Annotated in this window: 23 protein-coding genes and 1 pseudogene; 17 read left to right on the forward strand and 7 right to left on the reverse strand. The window is 74.9% G+C overall.

Annotated features, from left to right (window positions below; translation table 11 throughout):
• The first annotated feature begins 2 nt into the window (after positions 1–2).
• The 5 genes from priA to ACFZA0_RS04380 all read left to right on the forward strand — a co-directional run bounded on the left by priA (position 3) and on the right by ACFZA0_RS04380 (position 3882).
• Positions 3–728: a bifunctional 1-(5-phosphoribosyl)-5-((5-phosphoribosylamino)methylideneamino)imidazole-4-carboxamide isomerase/phosphoribosylanthranilate isomerase PriA gene (priA, locus tag ACFZA0_RS04360; protein ID WP_391010985.1), complete on the forward strand. Its 726-nt coding sequence runs from the start codon at positions 3–5 to the stop codon at positions 726–728.
• The gene (locus ACFZA0_RS04365; protein ID WP_391010988.1) at positions 725–1129 is read left to right on the forward strand and encodes a Rid family hydrolase; all 405 of its coding nucleotides are present in this window, start codon (positions 725–727) and stop codon (positions 1127–1129) included. The genes priA and ACFZA0_RS04365 overlap by 4 nt, the downstream gene beginning before the upstream one ends.
• Entirely contained in the window at positions 1126–1881 is a 756-nt protein-coding gene (hisF, locus tag ACFZA0_RS04370) for an imidazole glycerol phosphate synthase subunit HisF (RefSeq protein WP_391010991.1), read from the forward strand. The genes ACFZA0_RS04365 and hisF overlap by 4 nt, the downstream gene beginning before the upstream one ends.
• A gap of 140 nt (positions 1882–2021) precedes the next feature.
• The gene (locus ACFZA0_RS04375) at positions 2022–2612 is read left to right on the forward strand and encodes a helix-turn-helix domain-containing protein (protein ID WP_391010994.1); all 591 of its coding nucleotides are present in this window, start codon (positions 2022–2024) and stop codon (positions 2610–2612) included.
• A 13-nt stretch (positions 2613–2625) separates the two neighbouring features.
• Positions 2626–3882, forward strand: a complete 1257-nt coding sequence (locus ACFZA0_RS04380) for an MFS transporter (RefSeq protein WP_391010997.1) — start codon at positions 2626–2628, stop codon at positions 3880–3882.
• A 21-nt stretch (positions 3883–3903) separates the two neighbouring features.
• On the opposite strand, the gene ACFZA0_RS04385 is transcribed toward ACFZA0_RS04380, so the two are convergent.
• Positions 3904–4539: a TIGR03085 family metal-binding protein gene (locus ACFZA0_RS04385; protein WP_391011000.1), complete on the reverse strand. Its 636-nt coding sequence runs from the start codon at positions 4537–4539 to the stop codon at positions 3904–3906.
• 545 nt (positions 4540–5084) lie between these two features.
• On the opposite strand from ACFZA0_RS04385, the gene hisI reads away from it, so the two are divergent.
• From hisI to lgt, 11 genes are all read left to right on the forward strand, one after another.
• Positions 5085–5516, forward strand: coding sequence for a phosphoribosyl-AMP cyclohydrolase (hisI, locus tag ACFZA0_RS04390; RefSeq protein WP_391011003.1), 432 nt, complete (start codon positions 5085–5087; stop codon positions 5514–5516).
• 11 nt (positions 5517–5527) lie between these two features.
• Positions 5528–7006 carry an anthranilate synthase component I gene (locus ACFZA0_RS04395; RefSeq protein WP_391011006.1) on the forward strand — a complete coding sequence of 493 codons (1479 nt, stop codon included), beginning with the start codon at positions 5528–5530 and terminating at the stop codon, positions 7004–7006.
• Positions 7007–7074: 68 nt separating this feature from the next.
• Positions 7075–7704 (forward strand): TIGR02234 family membrane protein, encoded by a 630-nt coding sequence (locus ACFZA0_RS04400; protein ID WP_391011009.1) that lies wholly within the window; start codon positions 7075–7077, stop codon positions 7702–7704.
• A 212-nt stretch (positions 7705–7916) separates the two neighbouring features.
• The gene (locus ACFZA0_RS04405; RefSeq protein ID WP_391011012.1) at positions 7917–8168 is read left to right on the forward strand and encodes an HGxxPAAW family protein; all 252 of its coding nucleotides are present in this window, start codon (positions 7917–7919) and stop codon (positions 8166–8168) included.
• 203 nt (positions 8169–8371) lie between these two features.
• The gene (locus tag ACFZA0_RS04410) at positions 8372–8839 is read left to right on the forward strand and encodes a DUF2752 domain-containing protein (protein WP_391011015.1); all 468 of its coding nucleotides are present in this window, start codon (positions 8372–8374) and stop codon (positions 8837–8839) included.
• Between the two features lie 189 nt (positions 8840–9028).
• Positions 9029–9838: an indole-3-glycerol phosphate synthase TrpC gene (gene trpC / locus ACFZA0_RS04415; RefSeq protein WP_391011018.1), complete on the forward strand. Its 810-nt coding sequence runs from the start codon at positions 9029–9031 to the stop codon at positions 9836–9838.
• A 121-nt stretch (positions 9839–9959) separates the two neighbouring features.
• Positions 9960–10169, forward strand: a complete 210-nt coding sequence (gene trpM / locus ACFZA0_RS04420; RefSeq protein WP_391011021.1) for a tryptophan biosynthesis modulator TrpM — start codon at positions 9960–9962, stop codon at positions 10167–10169.
• Between the two features lie 123 nt (positions 10170–10292).
• Entirely contained in the window at positions 10293–11579 is a 1287-nt protein-coding gene (gene trpB / locus ACFZA0_RS04425; RefSeq protein WP_391011024.1) for a tryptophan synthase subunit beta, read from the forward strand.
• Positions 11576–12391 carry a tryptophan synthase subunit alpha gene (gene trpA, locus ACFZA0_RS04430; RefSeq protein ID WP_391011026.1) on the forward strand — a complete coding sequence of 272 codons (816 nt, stop codon included), beginning with the start codon at positions 11576–11578 and terminating at the stop codon, positions 12389–12391. Before trpB ends, trpA begins: the two co-directional genes overlap by 4 nt.
• 121 nt (positions 12392–12512) lie before the next feature.
• Positions 12513–13286: a thioredoxin domain-containing protein gene (locus ACFZA0_RS04435; RefSeq protein WP_391011029.1), complete on the forward strand. Its 774-nt coding sequence runs from the start codon at positions 12513–12515 to the stop codon at positions 13284–13286.
• Between the two features lie 131 nt (positions 13287–13417).
• Positions 13418–14533, forward strand: a complete 1116-nt coding sequence (gene lgt / locus ACFZA0_RS04440) for a prolipoprotein diacylglyceryl transferase (RefSeq protein WP_391011032.1) — start codon at positions 13418–13420, stop codon at positions 14531–14533.
• Between the two features lie 91 nt (positions 14534–14624).
• Here lgt and ACFZA0_RS04445 read toward each other — a convergent pair whose 3' ends face one another.
• From ACFZA0_RS04445 to ACFZA0_RS04470, 6 genes and pseudogenes are all read right to left on the reverse strand, one after another.
• Positions 14625–15458, reverse strand: coding sequence for an aldolase/citrate lyase family protein (locus ACFZA0_RS04445; protein ID WP_391011035.1), 834 nt, complete (start codon positions 15456–15458; stop codon positions 14625–14627).
• Positions 15455–16690 (reverse strand): CoA transferase, encoded by a 1236-nt coding sequence (locus ACFZA0_RS04450; RefSeq protein ID WP_391011038.1) that lies wholly within the window; start codon positions 16688–16690, stop codon positions 15455–15457. The genes ACFZA0_RS04445 and ACFZA0_RS04450 overlap by 4 nt, the downstream gene beginning before the upstream one ends.
• Positions 16691–16913: 223 nt before the next feature.
• A complete protein-coding gene (locus ACFZA0_RS04455) occupies positions 16914–18290 on the reverse strand; it encodes an ADP-ribosylglycohydrolase family protein (protein ID WP_391011041.1) in 1377 nt (458 codons plus the stop codon).
• Positions 18278–19579 (reverse strand): ADP-ribosylglycohydrolase family protein, encoded by a 1302-nt coding sequence (locus ACFZA0_RS04460; RefSeq protein ID WP_391011043.1) that lies wholly within the window; start codon positions 19577–19579, stop codon positions 18278–18280. The genes ACFZA0_RS04455 and ACFZA0_RS04460 overlap by 13 nt, the downstream gene beginning before the upstream one ends.
• Before the next feature lie 8 nt (positions 19580–19587).
• Entirely contained in the window at positions 19588–20703 is a 1116-nt protein-coding gene (locus ACFZA0_RS04465) for an ADP-ribosylglycohydrolase family protein (protein WP_391011046.1), read from the reverse strand.
• A gap of 691 nt (positions 20704–21394) precedes the next feature.
• Positions 21395–22382: pseudogene (locus ACFZA0_RS04470) on the reverse strand (ADP-ribosylglycohydrolase family protein); the annotation flags it as partial.
• 342 nt (positions 22383–22724) lie between these two features.
• On the opposite strand from ACFZA0_RS04470, the gene ACFZA0_RS04475 reads away from it, so the two are divergent.
• Entirely contained in the window at positions 22725–23456 is a 732-nt protein-coding gene (locus ACFZA0_RS04475) for a VIT1/CCC1 transporter family protein (protein WP_391011048.1), read from the forward strand.
• The last annotated feature ends 366 nt before the right edge of the window (positions 23457–23822 follow it).

Below are 23822 nucleotides of genomic sequence, written 5' to 3' on the forward strand. Positions count from 1 at the left end.
CCATGGCCAAGCTCGAACTCCTCCCCGCCGTCGACGTCCGTGACGGCCAGGCCGTGCGTCTCGTGCACGGCGAGTCCGGGACCGAGACCTCCTACGGTTCGCCCCTCGAAGCCGCCCTCGCCTGGCAGCGCTCGGGCGCCGAGTGGCTGCACCTGGTCGACCTGGACGCCGCGTTCGGCACCGGCGACAACCGCGCGCTGATCGCCGAGGTGGCCGGCGCCATGGACATCAAGGTCGAGCTGTCCGGCGGCATCCGCGACGACGACACCCTCGCCGCCGCGCTCGCCACCGGCTGCACCCGCGTCAACCTCGGCACCGCCGCCCTGGAGAGCCCCGAGTGGGTCGCCAAGGTCATCGGCGAGCACGGCGACCGCATCGCGGTGGGCCTCGACGTGCGGGGCACCACCCTGCGCGGCCGCGGCTGGACCCGCGACGGCGGCGACCTCTACGAGACGCTGGAGCGCCTGAACAAGGAGGGCTGCTCCCGCTACGTCGTCACCGACATCGCCAAGGACGGCACGCTCCAGGGCCCGAACCTGGAGCTGCTGAAGAACGTGTGCGCGGCCACCGACCGCCCCGTCGTCGCCTCGGGCGGGGTTTCCTCCCTCGACGACCTGCGGGCCATCGCCTCCCTCGTCCCGCTCGGTGTCGAGGGGTCGATCGTCGGGAAGGCCCTGTACGCGAAGGCGTTCACCCTGGAAGAGGCCCTGGAGGCTGTGTCGTCATGACAACCCAAGCCGTACGGCGTGTGCAGAGCACCAGTCCCTGGGAGGACGACTTCGGGTTCGCACGGGCCGTGGCGGCGGGCGACCGCGTCGTCGTCGCGTGCACGACGGCCTTCAAGGACAGCGTGCTCTACGGGGAGGGCGACCCCTACGAGCAGGCGAAGGCCGCGTTCAAGGCGGCCATCGAGGCGATAGGCGAGTTCGGGCTCGGTGCCGAGTCCGTGATCCTGACCAGGATGTACCTGACGCACGCGCGCGACGTCGACGAGGTGGGGCGGGCCCACAAGGAGATCTTCGACGCGGCCCGCCCGGCCGCGACCCTGCTGATCGTGGACGGCTTCGTCGACTCCCGCATCCTGGTCAGCGTCGAACTGGAAGCATTCAGAGGAGCCGTGGATTCATGACCCTGGCGGTCCGAGTCATCCCCTGCCTGGACGTGGACGCCGGCCGTGTGGTCAAGGGCGTCAACTTCCAGAACCTGCGCGACGCGGGCGACCCCGTCGAGATGGCCAAGGTCTACGACGCCGAGGGCGCCGACGAGCTGACCTTCCTCGACATCACCGCCTCGTCGGGCAACCGGGAGACGACGTACGACGTGGTGCGCCGCACCGCCGAGCAGGTCTTCATCCCGCTGACCGTGGGCGGCGGCGTCCGCGCCGCCGAGGACGTCGACAAGCTGCTGCGGGCGGGCGCGGACAAGGTCGGCGTCAACACGGCGGCCATCGCGCGCCCCGAGCTGATCCGCGAGATCGCCGAGCGCTTCGGCCGCCAGGTCCTGGTGCTCTCCGTGGACGCGCGCCGCACCGAGACCGGTTCCTTCGAGGTCACCACGCACGGCGGACGCCGCGGCACCGGCATCGACGCGGTCGAATGGGCCCATCGCGCCGCGGAGTTGGGGGCGGGCGAGATCCTGCTCAACTCGATGGACGCGGACGGCACGAAGGACGGCTACGACCTGGAGATGATCGCCGCCGTCCGCAAGCACGTCACGGTCCCGGTCATCGCGTCGGGCGGCGCGGGCCGCCTGACCGACTTCCCGCCGGCCGTGGAGGCGGGCGCGGACGCGGTCCTGGCGGCGTCGGTCTTCCACTTCGGCGACCTGCGCATCGGCGAGGTCAAGCAGACGCTGCGCGAGGCGGGCAACCCGGTGCGCTGACCGCACACGACGGACGCCCCGGTCCCCGAGCGAATCGCTCGGGGACCGGGGCGTCCTGTCGTGTGCGCGCACCAAAACGCGCAAGGAAAATTGCGCAAAACATATTGCGCAACATTTCTTGCGCATCTAGATTCCTCCTCATGGCAAGCAAGAAGGAGAACCACCGGATCGGCGACGTCGGCACGCTGAAGGCGCTCGCCCACCCGCTGCGCGCGGACCTCTACCGGGCCCTGTGCCTGGCCGACGTGGCGACCGCCTCCCAGCTGGCCGAGCAGGTCGACGAGGCGGTCTCGCTGGTCAGCTACCACCTGCGCAAGCTCGCCGACCACGGCCTGATCGAGGCGGCCGAGCCGCGCAGCGGGGACGGCCGCGAACGCTGGTGGCAGCCCGCCTACGACGGCGTCAGCATCAAGAACGCCGACTTCCGCGACGCCCCCGAGAAGGCCGCCGCGCACACCGCCGCCGTCCGCCTCTTCCAGGAGCAGCGCGGCGAGCTCTACCGCCGCTACCTCGACAGCAGGTCCGCCTGGGGCGACGCGTGGAACGCGGCCGTCTGCGACAGCGAGTCGTGGCTGCGCCTCAATGCCGGCGAACTCGGCGCACTGCAAGAGGAGTTGCTGGCTCTCGCCCGCAAGTACGACGAGCTGGGCCGGACGGCCGAGGCCGCCGGTGACACCGAGGGGCGCGAGCACGTCGCACTGCACGTCACAGGATTCCCGTTCCGTGTCTGAGGAGGACGCCACCGTGACCGCCACGACCGAAGCGCGCCCCGCCCGCACCGCGCCCGCCCCGGGACGCCCCGCGCACCGCGACCCGAACGTCCTGCGCTGGCTGAGCGCCTACACGTCCTCCATGGTCGGCGACAGCGTCTACTACATCGCCCTGTCCTGGGCCGCCGTCCAGGCCGGGTCGCCGGCGCAGGCCGGTGCGGTGATGGCCGTCAGCGCCGTGCCGCGCGCCGTTCTGATGCTCGGCGGGGGAGTGCTCGCCGACCGGCTCGGACCGCGCAGGGTCGTCATCGGCAGCGACACCGTGCGCTGCGCCGCCGTGCTCGCCGTGGCCGCGCTGCTGCTGCTCGCGAGCCCCGGGCTGTGGCTGCTGGCCGCCCTCGCGGTCGTCTTCGGCACCGTCGACGCGGTCTTCCTGCCCGCCGTCGGCGCCCTGCCGGCCCGCCTGGCGGACAGGTCCCAGCTCGCCCGGGTCCAGGGCATGCGCGGCCTCGCGATCCGCTTCGCGAGCGTGACGGGCGCCCCGCTCGGCGGACTCGGTGTCGCCCTCGGCGGGGCAGCCGCCGCCTTCGGGATCGCCGGGCTCCTCATCGCCGTCTCCGTGCCGCTGCTGATCGGCGTCCGCCTGCGCGACCTCCCCGCGGGCGACGCCCGCCCGGCCGGTACCGCCCGGCGCGACCTGGCCGCCGGTCTGCGCTACATCCGCCACCACCCGGTGCTCGCCCCGCTGGTGCTGGCGATAGCCCTCGGCGACCTCGGCTTCGTCGGCCCGCTCAACGTGGGCCTCACCCTGCTCGCCGACCAGCGCGGCTGGGGCGCCTCGGGCATGGGCCTGGTGCTCGCCGGGTTCGGCGTCGGCTCGGGCGGCGCGTCGTTCCTGCTGGCCGCACGCGGCCGGCTCCCGCACGCGGGGCACCTCGCCGCGTACGCGATCCTCGCCGGATCCGTCGCGATCGGCGCCCTCGCCTTCGTCCCGGCACTGCCCGCGGCCGTCGGCACCGCCCTGCTGGTGGGACTGTTCGCCGGCCTCAGTGGCGCCCTGTGCGGCGCCCTGCTCCAGACCCACGCCGACCCCGCCTACCTGGGCCGCGTGACGTCCGTCGCGAGCCTCGTCAGCCTCGGCATCGCGCCGCTCGGCATGCCGCTGTCGGCCGCCGCCATCGGACTGTGGGGCGCCGGGCCCGTCTTCGTCGTCAGCGCCGCGGTCTGCGGGGCGGGCGGTGTCCTCGCCCTGTGCGTGCCTGCCCTGCGCCGCGCCGAACTGCCCGCATAGGCAAGGCAGTTCGACGCGGGTTCACAGTCCGAGCTGCTTCGAGCCGGTGAGCTTCAGGATGGCGTCCTCGTCGCCCTCCACACCCACCTTGGCCGCCGCCTGCCGCCCGTAGGCGAACAGCAGCAGCTCCGAGGGCTCCCCGGTCACGGTGACCACCGGGACACCCCGGTGCGCGACGGCGGTACGGCCGTCCGGACGCCGCAGCACCAGCCCCGTCGGCGCGCTGCGGCCGGTCAGGCGGGCGGTCCGCTCCAGCCGCGACCACAGCACGTCCTGGAACACGGGGTCCAGCTCGCGCGCCGTCCAGTCGGGAGCGGCCCGGCGCACGTCCTCCGTGTGCACGTAGAACTCGACGGTGTTGGCGGCCTCGTCCACCTGCTTCAGGTTGAACGGCGAGAACCGGGGCGGCCCCGTACGGACGAGCTGCACCAGCTCCTCGTACGGCTTGGCGGCGAACTCCGCCATCACCCGGTCGAGCCGGGAGGAGAGCTGCTTGACGAGGATGCCGCCCGCGGCGTCGGGGCGGCGCTCGCGGACCACGACATGGGCCGCGAGATCACGGGTCCGCCAGCCCTCGCACAAGGTGGGGGCGTCGGGACCCTGGGTCTCCAACAGGTCGGCGAGCAGAAGTCGTTCACGCTTGGCATGGGTCGACATACGGCCACCCTACGACCGCCCGCGGTTCCCGCCCACCGACGAAGGACACAGAAGCCCGACGACGCCGAATTCCCGCCAGAACGGCCGAGAGCCGCCGCGCCGGGGAGGACGCAGAAAGGGGACTGGGCCCGGGGAGAACGGAGGAGGCCGCAAGGGGACTGAGCCCGCGCCGGGGAGGACGGAGGACGTGGAAAGCGACTGAGCCCGCGCCGGGGGAAAGCCGGAAACGGCGAGGAGGGGACGTGCCGGGGGTGTGCGCCCGGAGCGGCCGGTGCGTCCGCCCCCGTCAAGATGCAAGGCACTGCCGAGCCGCACCGGTCCGAGGACGTACACCCCCGGCGCGGCCCCGCCCCCCAACGCACCGTCCCCCCTCGAACGCACCTTCCGCAGGCGACGCACCCCCGCCGCCCCCGCACCGCCAACGGCCCCCCGCACCGCCCCAGCACACCCCGCCGCCACGCACCGCCCCCAACGCACCCCCGCCCCCCCGCCCACCTCGTGGACGCGCTCCGCCCCGGCGGCAGCCGCCCGGCACAATGGACCCCATGACCAGCACGCCCCGCCCGGCAACCACCCCCACCCCCACCCCCACCCCCGCCGCAACCACGGCCCTGGACCCCGCCCTCGCCGCGCGCCTCAAGCGCAGCGCCGACGGCCTCGTCCCCGCCATCGCCCAGCAGTACGACACCGGCGAGGTGCTGATGCTCGGCTGGATGGACGACGAGGCCCTGCACCGCACCCTCACCACCGGCCGCTGCACCTACTGGTCGCGCAGCCGCCGCGAGTACTGGGTCAAGGGCGACACCTCGGGCCACGTGCAGCACGTCAAGTCCGTGGCGCTCGACTGCGACGGCGACACGCTGCTCGTGCGGGTCGACCAGGTGGGCGCCGCCTGCCACACGGGCGACCGCACGTGCTTCGACGCGGACGTGCTCCTCCCCGCGGCCGATTCCGGCGCGGCCCCCTCCGGTCAGTAAGGTCGGCGGCCATGGACCTCGCAACGTTCCGGACACTGGCCGCAGGCCGCCGCGTCATCCCCGTCACCCGCGAACTGCTCGCCGACGGCGACACCCCGGTCGCGCTCTACCGCAAGCTCGCCGCGGAGCGCCCCGGCACCTTCCTGCTGGAGTCCGCGGAGAACGGTGCGTTCCGCTGGTCGCGCTACTCCTTCGTGGGCGTCCGCAGCGCAGCCACCCTCACCGAGCGCGACGGCCGGGCGCACTGGCTCGGCTCCCCGCCGGTCGGCGTCCCCGTCGACGGCGACCCGCTGGTCGCGCTGCGTGCCACGCTCCAGGCGCTGCACACCCCGCAGGAGGAGGGCCTGCCGCCCTTCACCGGCGGCATGGTCGGCTACCTCGGCTACGACATCGTGCGGCGCCTGGAGAAGATCGGCCCCGGCGGACGCGACGAGCTGCGGCTGCCGGAGCTGACGATGCTGCTCACCAGCGACCTCGCCGTGATGGACCACTGGGAGGGCAAGGTCCTGCTGATCGCCAACGCGATCAACCACAACGACCTCGACACCGGTGTCGACGAGGCCTGGGCGGACGCCGTGGCGAGGCTCGACGCGATGGAGGCGGACCTGTCGCGCGCGGTGGCGCAGCCGCCCGCCGTGCTGCCCCCGTCGGAGCTGCCCGCGTACACGGCCCAGTGGGGCGGCCCGGACTTCCAGAAGGCGGTCGAGGACGTCAAGGAGCGCATCAGGGCGGGGGAGGCGTTCCAGGTGGTGCCCTCGCAGCGGTTCGAGACGCCGTGCACGGCGTCCGCCCTGGACGTGTACCGGGTGCTGCGGGCCACGAACCCGTCGCCGTACATGTACCTCTTCCGGTTCGACGGGTTCGACGTCGTCGGCTCGTCGCCGGAGGCGCTCGTCAAGGTCGAGGACGGCCGGGCGCTGCTGCACCCCATCGCCGGCACCCGGCACCGCGGCGCCACCCCGCAGGAGGACCAGGCGCTCGCGGACGAACTCCTCGCGGACCCCAAGGAGCGCGCCGAGCACCTGATGCTCGTCGACCTGGGCCGCAACGACCTGGGCCGGGTCTGCGCGCCGGGTTCCGTCGAGGTCGTCGACTTCATGTCGGTGGAGCGGTACTCGCACGTGATGCACATCGTGTCGACGGTCACCGGCACGGTCGCCGAGGGCCGCACCGCCTTCGACGTGCTCACCGCCTGCTTCCCCGCGGGCACCCTGTCCGGCGCCCCGAAGCCCCGCGCGATGCAGATCATCGACGAGCTGGAGCCCTCCCGCCGCGGTCTGTACGGCGGCTGCGTCGGCTACCTCGACTTCGCGGGCGACTCCGACACCGCCATCGCCATCCGCACCGCCCTGCTGCGCGACGGCACCGCGTACGTCCAGGCGGGCGCCGGTGTGGTCGCGGACTCGGACCCGGTCGCGGAGGACACCGAGTGCCGCAACAAGGCGGCCGCCGTGCTGCGTGCCGTGCACACCGCGAACCGCCTCGTGTGAGGCATGCCGCGCGTCCGCACGAGCCCCCCGGGTGACACGACCCGGGGGGTTCAGGCGATAGTGGAGTGGTGACAGCCGTACCGCACCCCCGTTCCGAAGCCGCCGCACCCGTCCGGGCCGGCCGCCGCAGCCTCGCCCTGGCCCTGTCCTGCGGCGCGCTCGGCGCGGCCGTGGCGCTGCTGGCCACCCGGCAACGCTGGGCGGAGGGGACCGCGACGGTGGCGGGCGGCGACTTCCCGCTCACCGTCAAGGGCAGCGACGTCACCGGCGTGCCGGCCGCGCTCGCCATAGTGGGCCTCGCCGCGCTCGTCGCCGTGTTCGCCGTGCGCCGGGCCGGCCGCTTCCTGGTCGCCGGGCTCCTCGCGCTCTCCGGCGCCGGCACGGTCGCCGCGGCGCTGCTCGGCGCCTCCGACAGTTCCGCGCTCGACGAGCAGGCCGCGCAGGCATCCGGCGACACCGCCGCCGCCGCGCACGCGCTCAGCCACACGGCCTGGCCGTACGTCGCCGCCGTGGGCGGCGCCCTGATCCTCGTGGCCGGTCTGCTCGCCCTGCGCTACGGCCGCCGCTGGCCCGCGATGTCCGGCCGCTACGAGCGGGACGGCGCACCGCGCCCGCGTGCCCGGCGGCCCGTCGACCCCGACCGCCCCGAGGACATCTGGAAGGCCCTCGACCGCGGCGAGGACCCCACGGGCGCGTAGCCGGACCCGCCCCGCGGGACCTTCGGCCCCCTCGCGCGGCCGGTGCCCGGGACCTCGTCCCCGGGACCTCCGTCCCGATGTGGCGCATCAGACTCGGTTCATCACCCACCCCCGCTCCGCTCCGGGCGGCGGGTGCGTGACAATGGAACGCGAGCCACCAAGCAACACCCGTACAGAGCAACACACGTACACAGCAACGAGGAGCAACAGTCATGTCGGGCAGCAGCCACGGTCACACCCCGGCCGCCTGGACCGGTGTCATCATCGCCTTCGTCGGTTTCTGCGTCGCGGGAGCCTTCATGGTGATGGCGGAGCCGGCGGGCTTCTGGGCCGGTATGGCGATCATCCTCATCGGCGCGGCGGTCGGCGGCATCATGCGCGCCATGGGCATGGGCCAGTCCGCGGTCACGCACCCCGCGCACCAAGTCGCGGGCAAGCGCGAACCGGCCGGCGCCGAGAGCTGATCCACCCGCCCGCCGGACGGCGGGCGCACGCGGGGGCGACCCGGATCCAGGACCCGTTTCCTGACCGGGGGCGCCCCTCACGCGCGTACCGGGCGGCACGGCGGCCGGCCCGCACGCGCGCGTACGGCCCGGGGCGCGGTGCCACAGTCGATTCCCTGCTCGCGGCCGGCCCGCACGCGCGCGTACGGCCCGTGCGGGGCACAATGCGAGGCGTGAACGCCGACAGCCGCCCCGTTCCGCAGTACCGGCAGCCCCCGGCCGGGCAGCAGCCCGCGAGCGCCCTCGGACGCCTCGCCGTCCCGGCCGGCCTCCTCGCCGCCGTGGCCGCCGCCTTCGCGTACGTCGGCGCCGTCGACCCCAACACCCCCGGCCACTATCCGGTGTGCCCCCTGCTGCGCTTCACCGGCCTGTACTGCCCCGGCTGCGGCGGCCTGCGGTGCGCCCACGCCCTCGTGCACGGCGACCTCGCCGCCGCCCTCCGGGACAACGCGCTAGCCGTGGCCGGTTTCCTCGCGCTCGCCGTCGTGTGGACGCTCTGGGTGGTGCGCGCCGTCCGTGGCCGTCCGCCGCTCGCACCGCCCGGCCGCGCCGCCCTGTGGAGCCTGGGCGCCCTGCTGCTGGTCTTCACCGTTGTCCGGAACCTGCCGTTCGGTGGCTGGCTCCACCCTTGATCAACTCGTCCTGTCCAGTTATTGGGACCTCGCGGGGCGGATGCGAGGGGTTCGCCCGGGGGCGGATACCATCGCAGTGACCACCGGTTACGTCTGCCCGGCGCCCCGGTGTCCCCAGCAGGGCCGCCGCAGCGAGGACGCCGCGGCGGACCGCACCACAAGCCCACCGCCCGAAAGGGGGCCGCTCGCGTGAGTGTGCTCGACGAGATCATCGACGGAGTCCGTGCCGACCTCGCGGAGCGGCAGGCGCGCGTCAGCCTCGACGAACTCAAGGAGCGCGCCGCCAAGGCCCCCTCGCCGAAGGACGGGCTCGCCGCGCTGCGCGGCGAGGACGTCAAGGTGATCTGCGAGGTCAAGCGCTCCAGCCCGTCCAAGGGCGCGCTCGCCGCGATCGCCGACCCCGCCGCCCTCGCCGCCGACTACGAGGCGGGCGGCGCCGCCGTCATCTCCGTGCTGACCGAGCAGCGCCGCTTCGGCGGTTCGCTCGCCGACCTGGAGGCCGTCCGCGCCCGGGTGGACATCCCGGTCCTGCGCAAGGACTTCATCGTCACCTCGTACCAGCTCTGGGAGGCACGCGCGTACGGCGCGGACCTCGCCCTGCTGATCGTCGCCGCCCTGGACCAGCCCGCCCTGGAGTCCCTGATCGAGCGCGCCGAGTCCATCGGGCTCACCCCGCTCGTCGAGGTGCACGACGAGGACGAGGTGGAGCGGGCCGTGGAGGCGGGCGCCAAGGTCATCGGCGTCAACGCCCGCAACCTCAAGGACCTCAAGGTCGACCGCGGCACCTTCGACCGCGTCGTCCCGGAGATCCCCGAGGGCATCGTCCGCGTCGCCGAGTCCGGCGTGCGCGGCCCGCACGACCTGATCGCGTACGCCAACGCGGGCGCCGACGCCGTTCTCGTCGGCGAGTCCCTCGTCACCGGCCGCGACCCCCGCACCGCGGTCTCCGACCTGGTCGCCGCGGGCGCCCACCCGGCGCTGCGGCACGGCCGGAGCTGACCGCGCCGTGCGCCCCGCCGTCACCGCCGCGTACCGTCCGGGCCCGTGCCCGGACGGTACGCGCGCGTGCGGGCCGCACACCCTGACCGGCGCGCCCCGCACGCCGGTAGAGTCTCCCGCGATGACGCCCGCCACGGCCCCGGCCGCCCCCGCCCTCCGCGACCCGTACGCCCGCCTCGCGCGCGGCTGCCGGCCGCGCGGCTGCCGGGCGCCCGCGCGCCGGGTGCACGGACGGCGCGTGCGCTACGTCATCGGTGACGAACCCGGCCAGGTCAACGGCATGCGATGGCCCCGGGCGGACGCGCACCGCCCGCCCGCGCACCGGACCTGACCGACCCGCGCCGCAAGGCCGGGGGCGGGTCCGCGGGCACGGCACGCGCGTACGCGACGACGCGACCCGTCCGGAAGACCTCCCGACCCAGCACGGGGCCCCGGCCCCACGAGGTGCACACGCATGCCCAGCGAATACTTCATCCCCGACCCCGACGGTCTGGTCCCCACCGCCGAGGGCTACTTTGGCGCCTACGGCGGCAAGTTCATCCCGGAGGCGCTCGTCGCCGCCGTGGACGAGGTCGCCGTCGAGTACGACAAGGCGAAGGCCGACCCCGCGTTCGCGCGCGAACTCGACGACCTGCTCGTCCACTACACCGGCCGGCCCAGCGCCCTGACCGAGGTGCGCCGGTTCGCCGAGCACGCGGGCGGCGCCCGCGTCTTCCTCAAGCGCGAGGACCTCAACCACACCGGCTCCCACAAGATCAACAACGTGCTCGGCCAGGCGCTGCTCACCCGGCGCATGGGCAAGACCCGCGTCATCGCCGAGACCGGCGCGGGCCAGCACGGCGTCGCCACGGCCACCGCCTGCGCGCTGTTCGGCCTCGAATGCACCGTCTACATGGGCGAGATCGACACCGAGCGCCAGGCGCTCAACGTCGCCCGCATGCGGATGCTCGGCGCCGAGGTCGTCGCCGTGAAGTCCGGCAGCCGCACCCTCAAGGACGCCATCAACGAGGCGTTCCGCGACTGGGTCGCCAACGTCGACCGCACGCACTACCTGTTCGGCACGGTGGCGGGACCGCACCCCTTCCCCGCCATGGTCCGCGACTTCCACCGCGTCATCGGCGTCGAGGCCCGCCGGCAGATCCTCGACGTCGCCGGACGGCTGCCCGACGCGGCCGTCGCCTGCGTCGGCGGCGGCTCCAACGCCATCGGCCTGTTCCACGCGTTCATCCCGGACGCCTCCGTGCGCCTCGTCGGCTGCGAGCCGGCCGGCCACGGCCTGGCCAGCGGCGAGCACGCGGCGACCCTGACCGCGGGCGAGCCCGGCATCCTGCACGGGTCGCGCTCCTACGTCCTCCAGGACGACGAGGGCCAGATCACCGAGCCGTACTCGATCTCGGCCGGCCTGGACTACCCCGGCATCGGACCCGAGCACGCCCACCTCAAGGACACCGGCCGCGGCGAGTACCGCGCGGTCACCGACGACGACGCGATGCAGGCACTGCGGCTGCTGTCGCGCACCGAGGGCATCATCCCGGCCATCGAGAGCGCGCACGCGCTGGCCGGCGCCCTGGAGGTCGGCCGCGAACTGGGCCCGGAGGGCCTGATCGTGGTCAACCTCTCCGGCCGCGGCGACAAGGACATGGACACCGCCGCCCGGTACTTCGGGCTGTACGACACCGACGCCACCGTCGACGCCGACGCCGGCGCGGGCACCGCGGAGATCGAGGGGGACGCCAAGTGAGCGGCAACATCCGGCTGTTGGAGGACACCCTGGCCGCCGCGAAGGCGGAGGGCCGGGCCGCGCTCGTCGCGTACCTGCCCGCCGGCTTCCCGACCGTCGACGGCGGCATCGACGCGGTCAAGGCCGTGTTCGACGGCGGCGCCGACGTCGTCGAGGTGGGCCTGCCGCACAGCGACCCGGTGCTCGACGGCCCCGTCATCCAGACCGCCGACGACATCGCCCTGCGCGGCGGCGTCCGTATCGCCGACGTCCTGCGCACCGTCCGCGAGGGGTTCGAGGCGAGCGGCAAGCCCGTCCTCGTCATGACGTACTGGAACCCGATCGACCGCTACGGCGTCGAGCGGTTCACCGCCGAGCTGGCCGAGGCGGGTGGCGCCGGGTGCATCCTGCCCGACCTGCCGGTGCAGGAGTCTGCGCTCTGGCGCGAGCACGCCGAGAAGCACGGGCTCGCGACCGTGTTCGTCGTGGCGCCCAGCAGCAAGGACGCCCGCCTCGCCGAGATCACCGCGGCGGGCAGCGGCTTCGTCTACGCGGCGTCCCTGATGGGTGTCACCGGCACCCGCGCCTCGGTCGGCGCGCAGGCCGAGACGCTGGTGGAGCGCACCCGCGCCACCACCGACCTGCCCGTCTGCGTCGGACTCGGCGTCTCCAACCCGGCCCAGGCCGCGGAGGTGGCCGGCTTCGCCGACGGTGTCATCGTCGGCTCGGCGTTCGTCAAGGCCATGCTCGACGCCCCCGACCACGCCGCCGGCGTCGAGGGCGTCCGCACCCTCGCGGGCGCGCTGGCCCGGGGCGTGCGCGGCCGGGCGTAGCGAGCAGCCGCGAACGGCCGCCCACCGGGCGGCCGTTCGCGGAACGTGACCGTCCGTCGCTCGTACGGGTGGACCTGGCGCCGGGGAGGCGCAGTCGGCCGCCCCGGGTCGTTCTGCGGGTGTGAGCGAGAAGAACCGTGACGGAAAGCGCACCGCCCGCGAGCGGCTGGCGGACGAGCGCGACAAGCAGAAGGCCGCGGCCAAGCGGCGGCGCACGCTGATCATCGGCGCGAGCGTCGTCGTCGTGCTGGGACTCGCGGCGGTGGTCGGCGTCGTCGCCGCGAACGCCGGCAAGGACAGCGGCGGCGACAGCTCCGGCCCGGTCGCGGCGCCCTCGGGCGCCAACGGGCAGGACAGCCTCGCCATCCCGGTCGGCAAGGAGAGCGCCAAGTCCACGCTCACGGTCTGGGAGGACTTCCGCTGCCCGGCCTGCAAGGCCTTCGAGACGACGTACCGCCCCGCGATCAACCAGCTGGTCGACGCCGGACAGCTCAAGGTCCAGTACCACCTGGCGACGATCATCGACGGCAACCTCGGCGGCAGCGGCTCCCGGCACGCGGCGAACGCGGCGGCCTGCGCGCAGGACGCCGGGAAGTTCCGCGCCTACCACGACGTCCTCTACGAGAACCAGCCCGAGGAGACCGACGACGCCTACGCCTCCGACAAGAAGCTCGTCGAGCTGGCCGGGAAGGTCGACGGCCTCGACACCCCGGCGTTCCGCACCTGCGTGAACGACGGCACCCACGACAGTTGGGTGGTCAAGTCGAACGAGGCGTTCCAGAAGGGCGGCTTCTCCGGCACCCCGACCGTCCTGCTCAACGGCAAGAGCATCTACGGGGACCAGTCGCTGACCCCGGCCAAGCTGAAGCAGATGGTCGAGGCCGCCGACAAGTAGGCGCCCCACCCCGTCCTCGGGCGGCCCCCGCGACCCCGTGACAGCGGGCGGTCGCGGGGGCCGCCCGTTATGGACCCGTAGCCGGGCCGCCCGCCCCGGTTCGGGCGCGGCACGGTAGCGTCGACCCTGCCATGGAACTTGCCTACATTCCCAGCCCGTCGCGCGGAGTGCTCTACCTCGGCCCCATTCCGCTGCGCGGCTACGCGTTCTGCATCATTCTCGGCGTCTTCCTTGCCGTCTGGGTCGGCAACAGGCGCTGGCTCGCCCGCGGGGGACAACAGCACACGGTCGCGGACATCGCGATCTGGGCGGTCCCGTTCGGCCTGGTCGGCGGGCGCCTCTACCACGTGATCACGGACTACGAGCTGTACTTCGGCGACGGCCGTGACTGGGTGAACGCGTTCAAGGTGTGGGAGGGCGGTCTCGGCATCTGGGGCGCCATCACGCTCGGCGCGCTCGGCGCGTGGATCGGCTGCCGCCGCCGGGGCATCCCGCTGCCGGCCTACGCCGACGCCATCGCGCCCGGCATCGCCTTCGCGCAGGCGCTGGGCCGCTGGGGCAACTGGTTCAACCAGGAGCTGTACGGACGTGAGACCCACGTGCCGTGGGCCCTGCACATCACGTCCTCGGCGGACGGCCGTGTGCCGGGCTACTACCACCCGACGTTCCTGTACGAGTCGCTGTGGTGCATCGGCGTGGGCTTCCTGGTGATCTGGGCGGACCGCCGGTTCAAGCTGGGCCACGGCCGGGCGTTCGCGCTGTACGTCGCCTCGTACTGCGTGGGCCGCGGCTGGATCGAGTACATGCGGGTCGACGACGCGCACCACATCCTGGGGCTCCGGCTGAACGACTGGACCGCCATGATCGTGTTCGTGCTGGCGGTCGTGTACATGGTGCTCTCCGCGAAGAAGCGGCCCGGCCGCGAGACCGTGGTGGAGCCGGCCGCGGCGACGGCCGACGGCACCGCCGCCGCGACGGACACGGCGGACGCGGCGGACGGCGAGGGCACGACGGACGCCGCCGGTACGGAGAAGACGGCCGCAGGCACCGGCGACGGCGCGGAGGCCGGGCCCGGGGACGCGAAGGGCGCCGACGCGGCGGACGACGCACCCGCGGCACCCGCGGACAGCGTGAGCACCGCGCCCGACGCCGAGCCCGCGTCCGGGACCGACAACGACCCCGCGCCCGACGACGCCGGGACCGGCGTCGGGGCCAAGGGCACCGCGGAGTCGGCCAAGAAGGGCTGACGTCGCGCGCGAAGGTACGGCGGAAGGGGCACCCGGAGAGATCCGGGTGCCCCTTCCGTCTGCCGTCGCCCGTCCCGTCCGGTGGCCCGGGTCAGCCGCGCCGGGTCCGGGACAGGGTGCGGCGGGCCGCGGCGACCACCGCCTCGTCCACGAACCGGCCGTCCGCCAGGGCCAGCGCGCCCCGGTCGGTGTCCGCGGCGGCGAGTACCTCCTCGGCCTGCTCGACCTCCCGCGCCGTCGGCAGATACGCCCGTTCGATCACCGGGAGCTGCCGGGGATGGATCGCGGTCCGCCCCCAGAAGCCCAGCGCGCGGCCGTGCGCGCAGGACGCCGCGAGTCCCGCCAGGTCCCGTACGTCGGGGTGCACCGACTGCGGCGGCGGGTCGAGGCCGGCCGCCCGCGCGGCCACGACCACCCGCGAGCGGGACCAGTCCAGGCCCGCGTCGTCCCGCACCCCGAGGTCGGCCCGCAGGTCCGCCTCCCCGAGCGCGATCCCGCGCAGCGAGGCGTGCGACGACGCCACCGCGTACGCCCGCTCGACGCCGAGCGCGGACTCCAGGAGCGCGTACAGCGGGACGGCCCCGCCCTCCGCGGGCGCCGCCCGTTCCGCGACCCGCACCACACACGCGGCCGACGTCACCTTCGGCAGCCGCAGCCCGGCGAGCCCCGGCCGGGCGGCGAGCGCGTCGAGGTCGGCACCCGCGAACGGGCCGTCGAGGGCGTTCACCCGGACGTGCACCGGGACCGGCGGCCGCTCGGCGAGCAGCTCGGCGGTGGCCGCGCGGGCGTACTCCTTGCGGCCGGGCGCGACCGCGTCCTCCAGGTCGACCAGCACGACGTCCGCCCCGGCGGACAGCGCCTTGGCGACCACCTCGGGCCGGTCACCGGGCACGTACAGCCAGGTGAGCGGGGGAGCGGCCGTCACAGGGCGCCCTCCGCGCGCAGGGCCGCCAACTCGGCTTCGGTCAGGCCCAGTTCACCGAGCACGGCGTCGGTGTCGGCGCCGTGCGGGCGGCCCGCCCAGCGGATCGCGCCCGGCGTCGCGGAGAGCCGGAACATGACGTTCTGCATGCGCAGCAGCCCCAGTTCGGGGTCGTCGACGGTGGCCAGCGTGCCCAGCGCCGCGTACTGCGGGTCCTCCATCACGTCCCGCACGTCCTGCACGGGGGCGATCGCGGCCTCCGCCTTCTCGAACGCGGCGATCACCTCGTCCCGCCCGCGTGCCGCGATCCAGTCGCCGACCGCCGCGTCCAGCACGTCCGCGTGCCGGGCCCGGTCCGCGCCCGTCGCGAACCACGGCTCCGCGATCAGCTCCGGCCGTCCCACCAGCCGCATCACCCGCTCGGCGACCGACTGCGCCGACGTGGACACGGCGACCCAACTCCCGTCCGCCGTACGGTAGGTGTTGCGCGGCGCGTTGTTCTGCGAGCGGTTGCCGGTGCGTTGCTGGACATGGCCGAGCTGGTCGTACCAGACGGGCTGCGGGCCCAGCACCGTCAGGATCGGTTCGATGATCGCCATGTCGACGACCTGTCCCGCGCCGGTGTGCTCCCGCGCGGCGAGCGCCGTCATCACCGCGTACGCCGTGGCCAGCCCCGCGATGGAGTCCGCGAGGCCGAACGGCGGCAGCGTCGGCGGGCCGTCGGGCTCCCCGGTGATCGCGGCGAAACCGCTCATGGCCTCGGCGAGGGTGCCGAACCCGGGGCGGCGCGCGTAGGGGCCGAACTGGCCGAAGCCGGTGACCCGGGCGAGCACCAACCTCGGGTTGGCGGCGGACAGTTCGGGCCAGCCCAGGTCCCATTTCTCCAGGGTGCCCGGCCGGAAGTTCTCCACGACGACGTCGGCGTCCGCGGCCAGCCGCAGCAGGGTCGCGCGGCCCCCGGGCTTCGACAGGTCGAGGGTGATGGCGCGCTTGTTGCGGCCCAGCAGCTTCCACCACAGGCCCACGCCGTCCTTCGACGGACCGTGCCCGCGGGACGGGTCGGGCCTGGACGGGTGCTCGACCTTGACGACCTCCGCGCCGAAGTCGCCCAGCAGGGTGGCGGCGAGAGGCCCGGCGAAGAGCGTGGCGAGGTCGAGGACGCGCAGTCCGGTCAGCGGCGGGGCGGCACCGGGGGAGGACGGCCCTCCGGCCGGGGCGGCACCGGGGGCGGTCATGCGGCCCGCCCTGCGGTGGCGGCGGACGGGCCGGCCGCCGCGGTCCCCGCGCGAGGGCGGGCGCGACGGCGGAGGCCCGGCGGTACGGCGCGCGGACCACCCCCGGCCCGGCGCGCGCCGGGCCGGCGAGGCCCGAACTCCGGCCCCCCGCCGTCCTGTTGCTGTCCGGCGGCCGGGCGGCCGAGGAGGTCCGTGGTCGTGCCGCCGGGCACGGCGATGTCGGTCATGGGCGGCATGCCTCCAGGTGGGTGAGGTGGGCCAGGGTGTCGAAGCCGACGCCGTCGAACCCCGCGACCGAGGTCGACAGCCGGTTCTTCAGCGGCGCCGTCCAGCGGTCGGGCAGGGCGGCGGGCGACCCCGCGAGCAGACCGGCCACGCTGCCGGCGGTGGCGCCGTTGGAGTCGGTGTCCCAGCCGCCGGACACGGCCCGGCACACGGAACCGGTGAAGTCGCCGTCGGCGTGGGTGAGCGCGGCGGCGATCAGCGCGGTGTTGGGCACGGCGTGCACCCAGTGGTAACCCGCGTACTCGCGGTGCAGCGCGTCCACCACGGCGTCGAAGTCCCGTGTGCGCGAAGCCAGTTGAATGCCTTGTGCGACCGCCGCCGCCAGCCGGGAGCGGGGCGGTACGACGGCGAGTCCGGCGCGCAGGCACACGTGCGCGTCCGGGGCCCCGCCCGCCGCGCACGCGATGACCGCCGCCGCGAACATCGCCGCGTACACACCGTTCGCGGTGTGCGTGAGCGCGGCGTCGCGGTGGGCCCGTTCGGCGGCGCCGCCCGGGTCGCCGGGATGGGTCCAGCCGTGCACGTCGGCCCGGATCAGGGCGCCGATCCACTCCCGGAACGGGTTGTGCCGGCGGGCGGTCTCCGGGGGTTCGAGCCCGGCGAGCAGGTTGCGGTAGGCGACCCGTTCGGCGGTGAACACGCGCCCGGCCGGAAGCTCGTCCAGCCAGAGGCGCGCCACGTCGTCCGTGCCGAACGACTTGCCGTGCCGCCGCACCAACAGCAGGTTCAACAACGGGTAGTTGAGGTCGTCGTCCTCGGGCATGCCGTCGATGTTCTCCGCCAGCGAGGTGCTCGCCGAGCGCCGGTTCCACGGATGCGCGGCCAGCAGCTCCGGCGGTACGCCGCGTGCCGTGAACCAGGTGTTCAGCGGCCAGTTGCCGGTGGCGCGGGCCAGCGCGCGGATGCCGTCGAGGGGCAGCTTCTCCACCGGCTTGCCCAGCAGGCAGCCCGCCGCCCGCCCCAGCCAGGCGGCCTCCAGCCGGTCCGCGAGTCCGGCCCCGGCGTCCCGGGGGCCGGACGGCCCCGGCCAGTCGGGGCACAGGGCCCTGACCGCGGCCAGGTCGGTCGGCTCGTCCGCCTCCAACCGGTTGGGCAGCAGGGCCAGTTGGTCGAGCAGTTCGCCGGCCAGGGTGCGCAGGTGGTCGGGTGCCGGATCCGGGGAGGCCCCCGCGCGGGGCGGTGCCTCGCTGCCGCCGACCGCCCGCCAGTGCGCGGCGATCTCCGCGACGGCGGCCGCGTCCCGGCCGTCGTGCCGGGCCTCCCGCAGCTCGTGGCCGACCAGGTCCTCCGGCTGCGCCCAGGTCAGACGGAGCATCCGGCACCCCCGGCGGAGGGTTCGGCGCCGCCCGTGACGACGACCCTCGCGCGCGGAGCGCCGGCGGCGGGCGCCGCACCCCCGAGTGCCGTGAACGCGGCCTCGTGCGCACGGCGTCGGCGCACGTCCCGCTCGTGGACCTCGCGGGCGACGGAGGCCAGCGCCACCGCCGGCCGGCGCAGGTCGAGACGGCTGGCGTCGGACACCGTCCGCTCCCACGCGGCGGGGACGGGGGAGCCGAGCGCGCCGGCCAGGGCCCCGGCCATCGTCGCGATCGAGTCGCAGTCCCGGCCGTAGTTCACCGAACCCAGCACCGCCTGCCGGAAGTCGCCGCCCGCGACCACCAGCATGCCCAGGGCGACCGGGAGTTCCTCGATGGAATGCAGCCGGGACGGACGGCGGGCGCCGAGCGAGGGGGACCGGTAGTCGGGCCCCACGGTGTCGTACGGTGCGACGGCCTCGCGCAGCGGCTTCAGCGCGGACTCGAACTCCGTGTGGGAGGACGCGACTTCGCAGACCCCCTCGATCGCGGAACGCGTGCCGTCCTTGGCGAGCGCGAGGCACGCCGCCACCACCGACTCCGGGGTGGCACCCGGCACGCACGCGGCCGCCACGGCCGCCGCGAACACCCCGGCCGCCTCCCGCCCGTAGGACGACTGGTGGGCACCGGCCACGTCCAGCGCCTCGGCGTAGGCGCCCTGCGGATCGGCCGCGTTGACCAGTCCCACGGGGGCCATGTACATCGCCGCACCGCAGTTGACGATGTTGCCGGCGCCGGCCTCGCGCGGATCGACGTGACCGTAGTGCAGCCTGGCCACGAGCCACTTCTCGGCGAGGAAGACACGCTGCAACGGCAGTGCCTCCGCCTCCAGTTCGGGGATCCAGCGGGTCTCGGTCATCATGTCCGGCACCAGGTGCCCGGCCACGGCGTACGCGTCGAGGTGGTCCCGCACCTTCGTGTACACGCGGACCAGCGCGTGCGTCATGAGGGTGTCGTCGGTGACGTGCCCGTCGCCCTTGTGGTACGGGGCGAGCGGGCGGGCGGTGCGCCAGTCGTCGCCGCTCCACGGGCCGACCACACCGTGCACCCGGCCGCCGTGCCGTTCGAGGATCTGCTCGGGGGAGTAGCCCTCGACGGGTCCTCCGAGCGCGTCCCCGACCGCCGCCCCCACCAGGGCGCCGGTGAACCGCTCGTCCAGGGTCGGGACCGCCGCGGACCCGGTGGTCCCGGTCCGCGCGGCCCCCGCCGTCTCCGTGATTGTCGCTGTTTCTGCTCCTTCGGGCGTCATGCCCCGAATCATCCTCCCGGCAGGGCCGGTTGCACCGCTTCCAGGAGTTCGGCGAGTTCCACGAGGTCGGTGCCGGTGAGCCGGGGCAGGGCGCAGCCGGACAGGGTGCGGCAGGCGTCGCGCCAGGTCGCGGGGATCGCGTCGCCGCCGCCGAGCGCGCCGGTCAGCGCCCCGGCGAGCGCGGGCGCGGAGTCGGCGACCCGGGACAGGCAGGCGGCGGCGGGCACCGCCTCGGCGATGCGGCCGCCGGCGGCGGTGGCCAGCGCGAGGGCGACGGGCACGGTCTCGGCGGCGGCGATCCCGTAGCTGTAGACGTGGTCGACGATGCGGTGTTCGAGGAGCGGCACGAGGGCGAACGCACTGTCGGTGTCCCGCGCGAGACGCAGCGCCTCGCGCGCGTTGCGTCCGATCTCGGTGCCCTCGGGCAGCTCGGCGAGCGCGGCGGCGACGCACGCGGTGACGTCGTCGCCGGCCAGCGCGAGGGCGAGGGCCGCGGCCATCGCGCGGGCGCCGTGCACGCCGTCGCCGTCCTGGGTGTAGCGCGCGTCGAACTCGGCGAGCGCGGCGGCGCCGTGCGGGTCGCCCGGGTGGGCGACGGCGAGCACGCAGGCCCGTACGCAGGCGGCGTCGTCGAAGTGGTGGGGGTTGTCGTGGCCGGTGGCGGGCGGACGCAGACCGGCGGCGAGGTTGCCGAGCCCGGCCCGCACGGAGATACGGGCGCGCAGCGGCAGCACCGCCGACTCGACCTCGGGGGCACGCTCGGTCGCGGCGGCCACCTCGCTCGCGACGGCGTTCCAGGTCAGGTCGATGGCGGCCCGGGTGCGGCGGGCCCGGCTCAGGTCGCCGAGCACACCGTCGTCCCCGGCGCGCAGCACGGCCTCGGCGGCGAACACGGCCCACTCGGCGTCGTCGGAGGGCCCCAGGCGCAGCGGCTCGGGGGGCTGGTTGAGGGCGATCGGCACGGGCAGGGTGGTCGTCGCGTTCTGCTCCGCGAAGGTGTCCAGCTCGCGCGTGAGGCGCCGGGTCCACTCGGGCATCCGCGCGGCCCGGTGCCGTGCGGCCGGCCACCCGGCGGCGTCCCCGGCGGCCAGCCCGAGCAGCAGCCCCTCGACACGGCGCGTCATCCCTGCACCTCCTCGTCGCCACGCCCCGACCGGGCGGCGAGGGCGCGCGCGACGACGGCGGCGGGCGCGGCGATGGCGGCGGGCGCGGCGGCGGTGGCGGGCAGCCCGGGTCCGCCGGGCTGCCCGGGTCCGCCGGGTGCGCCCGGCGTGAGGGGTCCGCCCGGGACCCCCTGTGCGCCGGGTGCGGCCCGTGTCCCCGGCCCGACCGGTCCGGCCGGACCGGCCGGTTGCGGTGGGCCTTGCGTTCCCGGTCTGCCCGGTGCGCCCTGCGTCTGGGGTGGAGCGCCCGGCCCGTCCGCCGGCTTGGTGGTCGCGGCGAGCGTGACGGGAGCCGTGGCTGCGGCGGCGGCCGGTTCGGGGAGCGTGGGTCCGCCGAGTGCGCCCGGCACCCCCGGTCCGGCCTGTGTCCCCGGCCCGGCCTGCGTCTGCCGCCCGTGTGGCCCGTCCGTCGGCCCGGTTGTCGCGGCGAGCGTGTCGTCAGCCGTGGCTGCGGCGGCGGCCTGCTCCAGCAGCGCGGGTCCGCCGGGTGCGCCCGGCGCCCCCGGTCCGGGCAGTGGCCACTCGTGCTGCCGTACCCCGCCGGCGACGGCAGCCGTAGCGGCACCCGGCGCCGGGCACGTCACCGCCGCCGGGTCCGCCCCGGCGGTGATGTCCGCCGCCTCCAACTCCCGTCCCCGACCTGCCGAGTTGGCGACGAGCAGATCCGCCACGTCCAGTACGTGATGTCCCGCCATGGCCGGCAGGCAGCTGCCGCGGGCCGGGCCGATCGCCGCCGCCCATGCCTCGGGGACGGCTGCCTCGCCCCGGGTCGCCCCGGCGAGCGCGCCCGCGACGGCCGCCGTGGTGTCGGCGTCGCGGCCCATGTTCACGGCGGTCAGGACGGCGCCCTCGAAGTCGCCCTCGGCCGCCGCGTACGCGCCGAAGGCGAGGGCGACGGCCTCAGGGGCGAGGTCGGTCCAGGGGTAGCCGCCGACGACCACCGCGGAGCGGACCGCGCGTTCGCCGCGATGGGCGGCGGCCACCGCGCGGCGCAGCGAGCGTGCCGTCCACGAGTCGTCGGGGACGACGGCGAGCGCGGCGGCCACGACCGCGATCGGGGGCGCTCCGGCCATCGCGGCGGCGACCCCGGCGGCGACCGCCTGGCCGCCCCAGATGCCCTCGCCCTCGTGGCTGACCGAGCCGTCGACGGCCACCAGCCGTGCCGCCTCCGCCGGCCGGCCCGCCGCGAACACGCCGAACGGCGCGGCCCGCATCGCGAGGCCGTCGCTCCAGGCGTGCCGGTGCTGGGCGGAGATGGGGGCGGCGAGACCGCGGCGCAGGTTCTCCAGGGTGCCCCGCTCGCTGAACCCGGCACCGCGGAAGGGGCCCTCGTCGCGGTCGGCGATCCACTCGTGCCAGGCCGCCTCGACGTGGGCGGGGGTGAGCGCGGAGCCGTGCCGGGCGAGGAGGAGCCCCGAGAAGATGGCGTACTCGGTGTCGTCCGTGCCGGCCGGGTGCTCGACGACGTACCCGGTGATGCGGCCCCAGCGGGCGCGGATCTCGGACGGCTTCATGTTCTCCGCGGGCGCCCCGAGCGCGTCGCCGACGGCGAGGCCGAGCAGGGCGCCGCGGGCCCGTTCGCGCAGGTCGGCGGTGTTCCCGGCGGGCGGGGTGCGGGGGATGCGGACGGTCGGTGCCATACGCCGTTCTCCTCTCGGGGAGCGAGGCCCCGGGCCAGAAACCCCGCGAGCCGCGAAACCCTTTGCGGAACTGTCCCCGGTACGGCGCCCGGCGCAGCCCGCCGCGCCGCAGAGTCACCCGGTCGACATCCGTGCGGGGCTGCACTCGTATGAGCGGTAGCCGGTAAACGTGCAGGTTAGCGGAGCCTTTCCTTGCTGGCGGAGCGGAATGAGCGGACGTATCTTGTTTGTTGTCGAAGAATAGAACCAGTCCAGACAAGGGGTTCCGGGACGGAACCGGCGGCCGGTCGCGTGCTGCGCGCGCACCCGTTCCGCACGCTAAGAATTCGGGGAAGCGACAGCATGGCGATCATCGAGACCGAGGCGGCGCTCCACGAGGCGCACCGCGACAACCACACCCACCGCGACGTCACCGGGGGCTGGCTGCGCCCCGCCGTGTTCGGCGCCATGGACGGCCTGGTGTCCAACCTGGCCCTGATGACCGGCGTCGCCGGCGGCTCGGTCGGCCGCTCCGGCATCATCCTCACCGGGCTCGCGGGCCTGGCCGCGGGCGCGTTCTCCATGGCGGCGGGCGAGTACACCTCCGTCGCCTCGCAGCGCGAACTCGTCGAGGCCGAGCTGGAGGTGGAGCGCCGGGAGCTGCGCAAGCACCCGCTGGACGAGGAGGCCGAGCTCGCCGCGCTCTACGAGGCCCGCGGCGTCGACGCCCCGCTCGCCCGCGAGGTCGCCGCCCAGCTCTCCCGGGACCCCGAGGTGGCGCTGGAGATACACGCCCGCGAGGAACTGGGCGTCGACCCCGGCGACCTGCCGTCGCCCCTGGTCGCGGCGGTGTCGTCGTTCGGGTCGTTCGCCCTCGGCGCGCTGCTTCCGCTGCTGCCCTACCTGCTCGGCGCGTCCGTGCTGTGGCCGGCCCTGCTGCTCGCCCTCGTCGGACTGTTCGGCTGCGGTGCGGTGGTGGCCAGGGTGACCGCGCGGAGCTGGTGGTTCAGCGGGCTGCGGCAGCTCGCGCTGGGCGGTGCCGCGGCGGGTGTGACGTACGTCCTCGGCGTTCTGTTCGGGACGGCCGTAGGATAGCCGCCGAGCACTTATGCAGGGGTCTGCATAAGTAGCCGTTACCCGCTGGTTTCGAACGCTTAACCAGCGGGCATGACCCGTAAGCACTGTGGGCAATGATGCCCACGGCACTCCGCGGGGGTGAAAGGCGACGCTTCCCCCCGCCCCCGGGCCGGCGGACAACGATCTGTCCGCTTGCGCCCCCCTTGACGCACCACCGCCGAACGCGCCACCCTCAGCAACCCCGCGGTGTCCGCATGATGGAACGCAATTTTCACTTCCTGAGAATCGTCCCATCATGTAACCTGCACGAAATTTTGCACCTTCGCATGAGGGCCAGCGTCGTCCCTCGGCAACCGCACCCCCCGGAGCCCTTCCGAGCCCGGG

It is taken from the genome of Streptomyces sp. NPDC008150 (assembly GCF_042956945.1).
Lineage (GTDB): Bacteria > Actinomycetota > Actinomycetes > Streptomycetales > Streptomycetaceae > Streptomyces.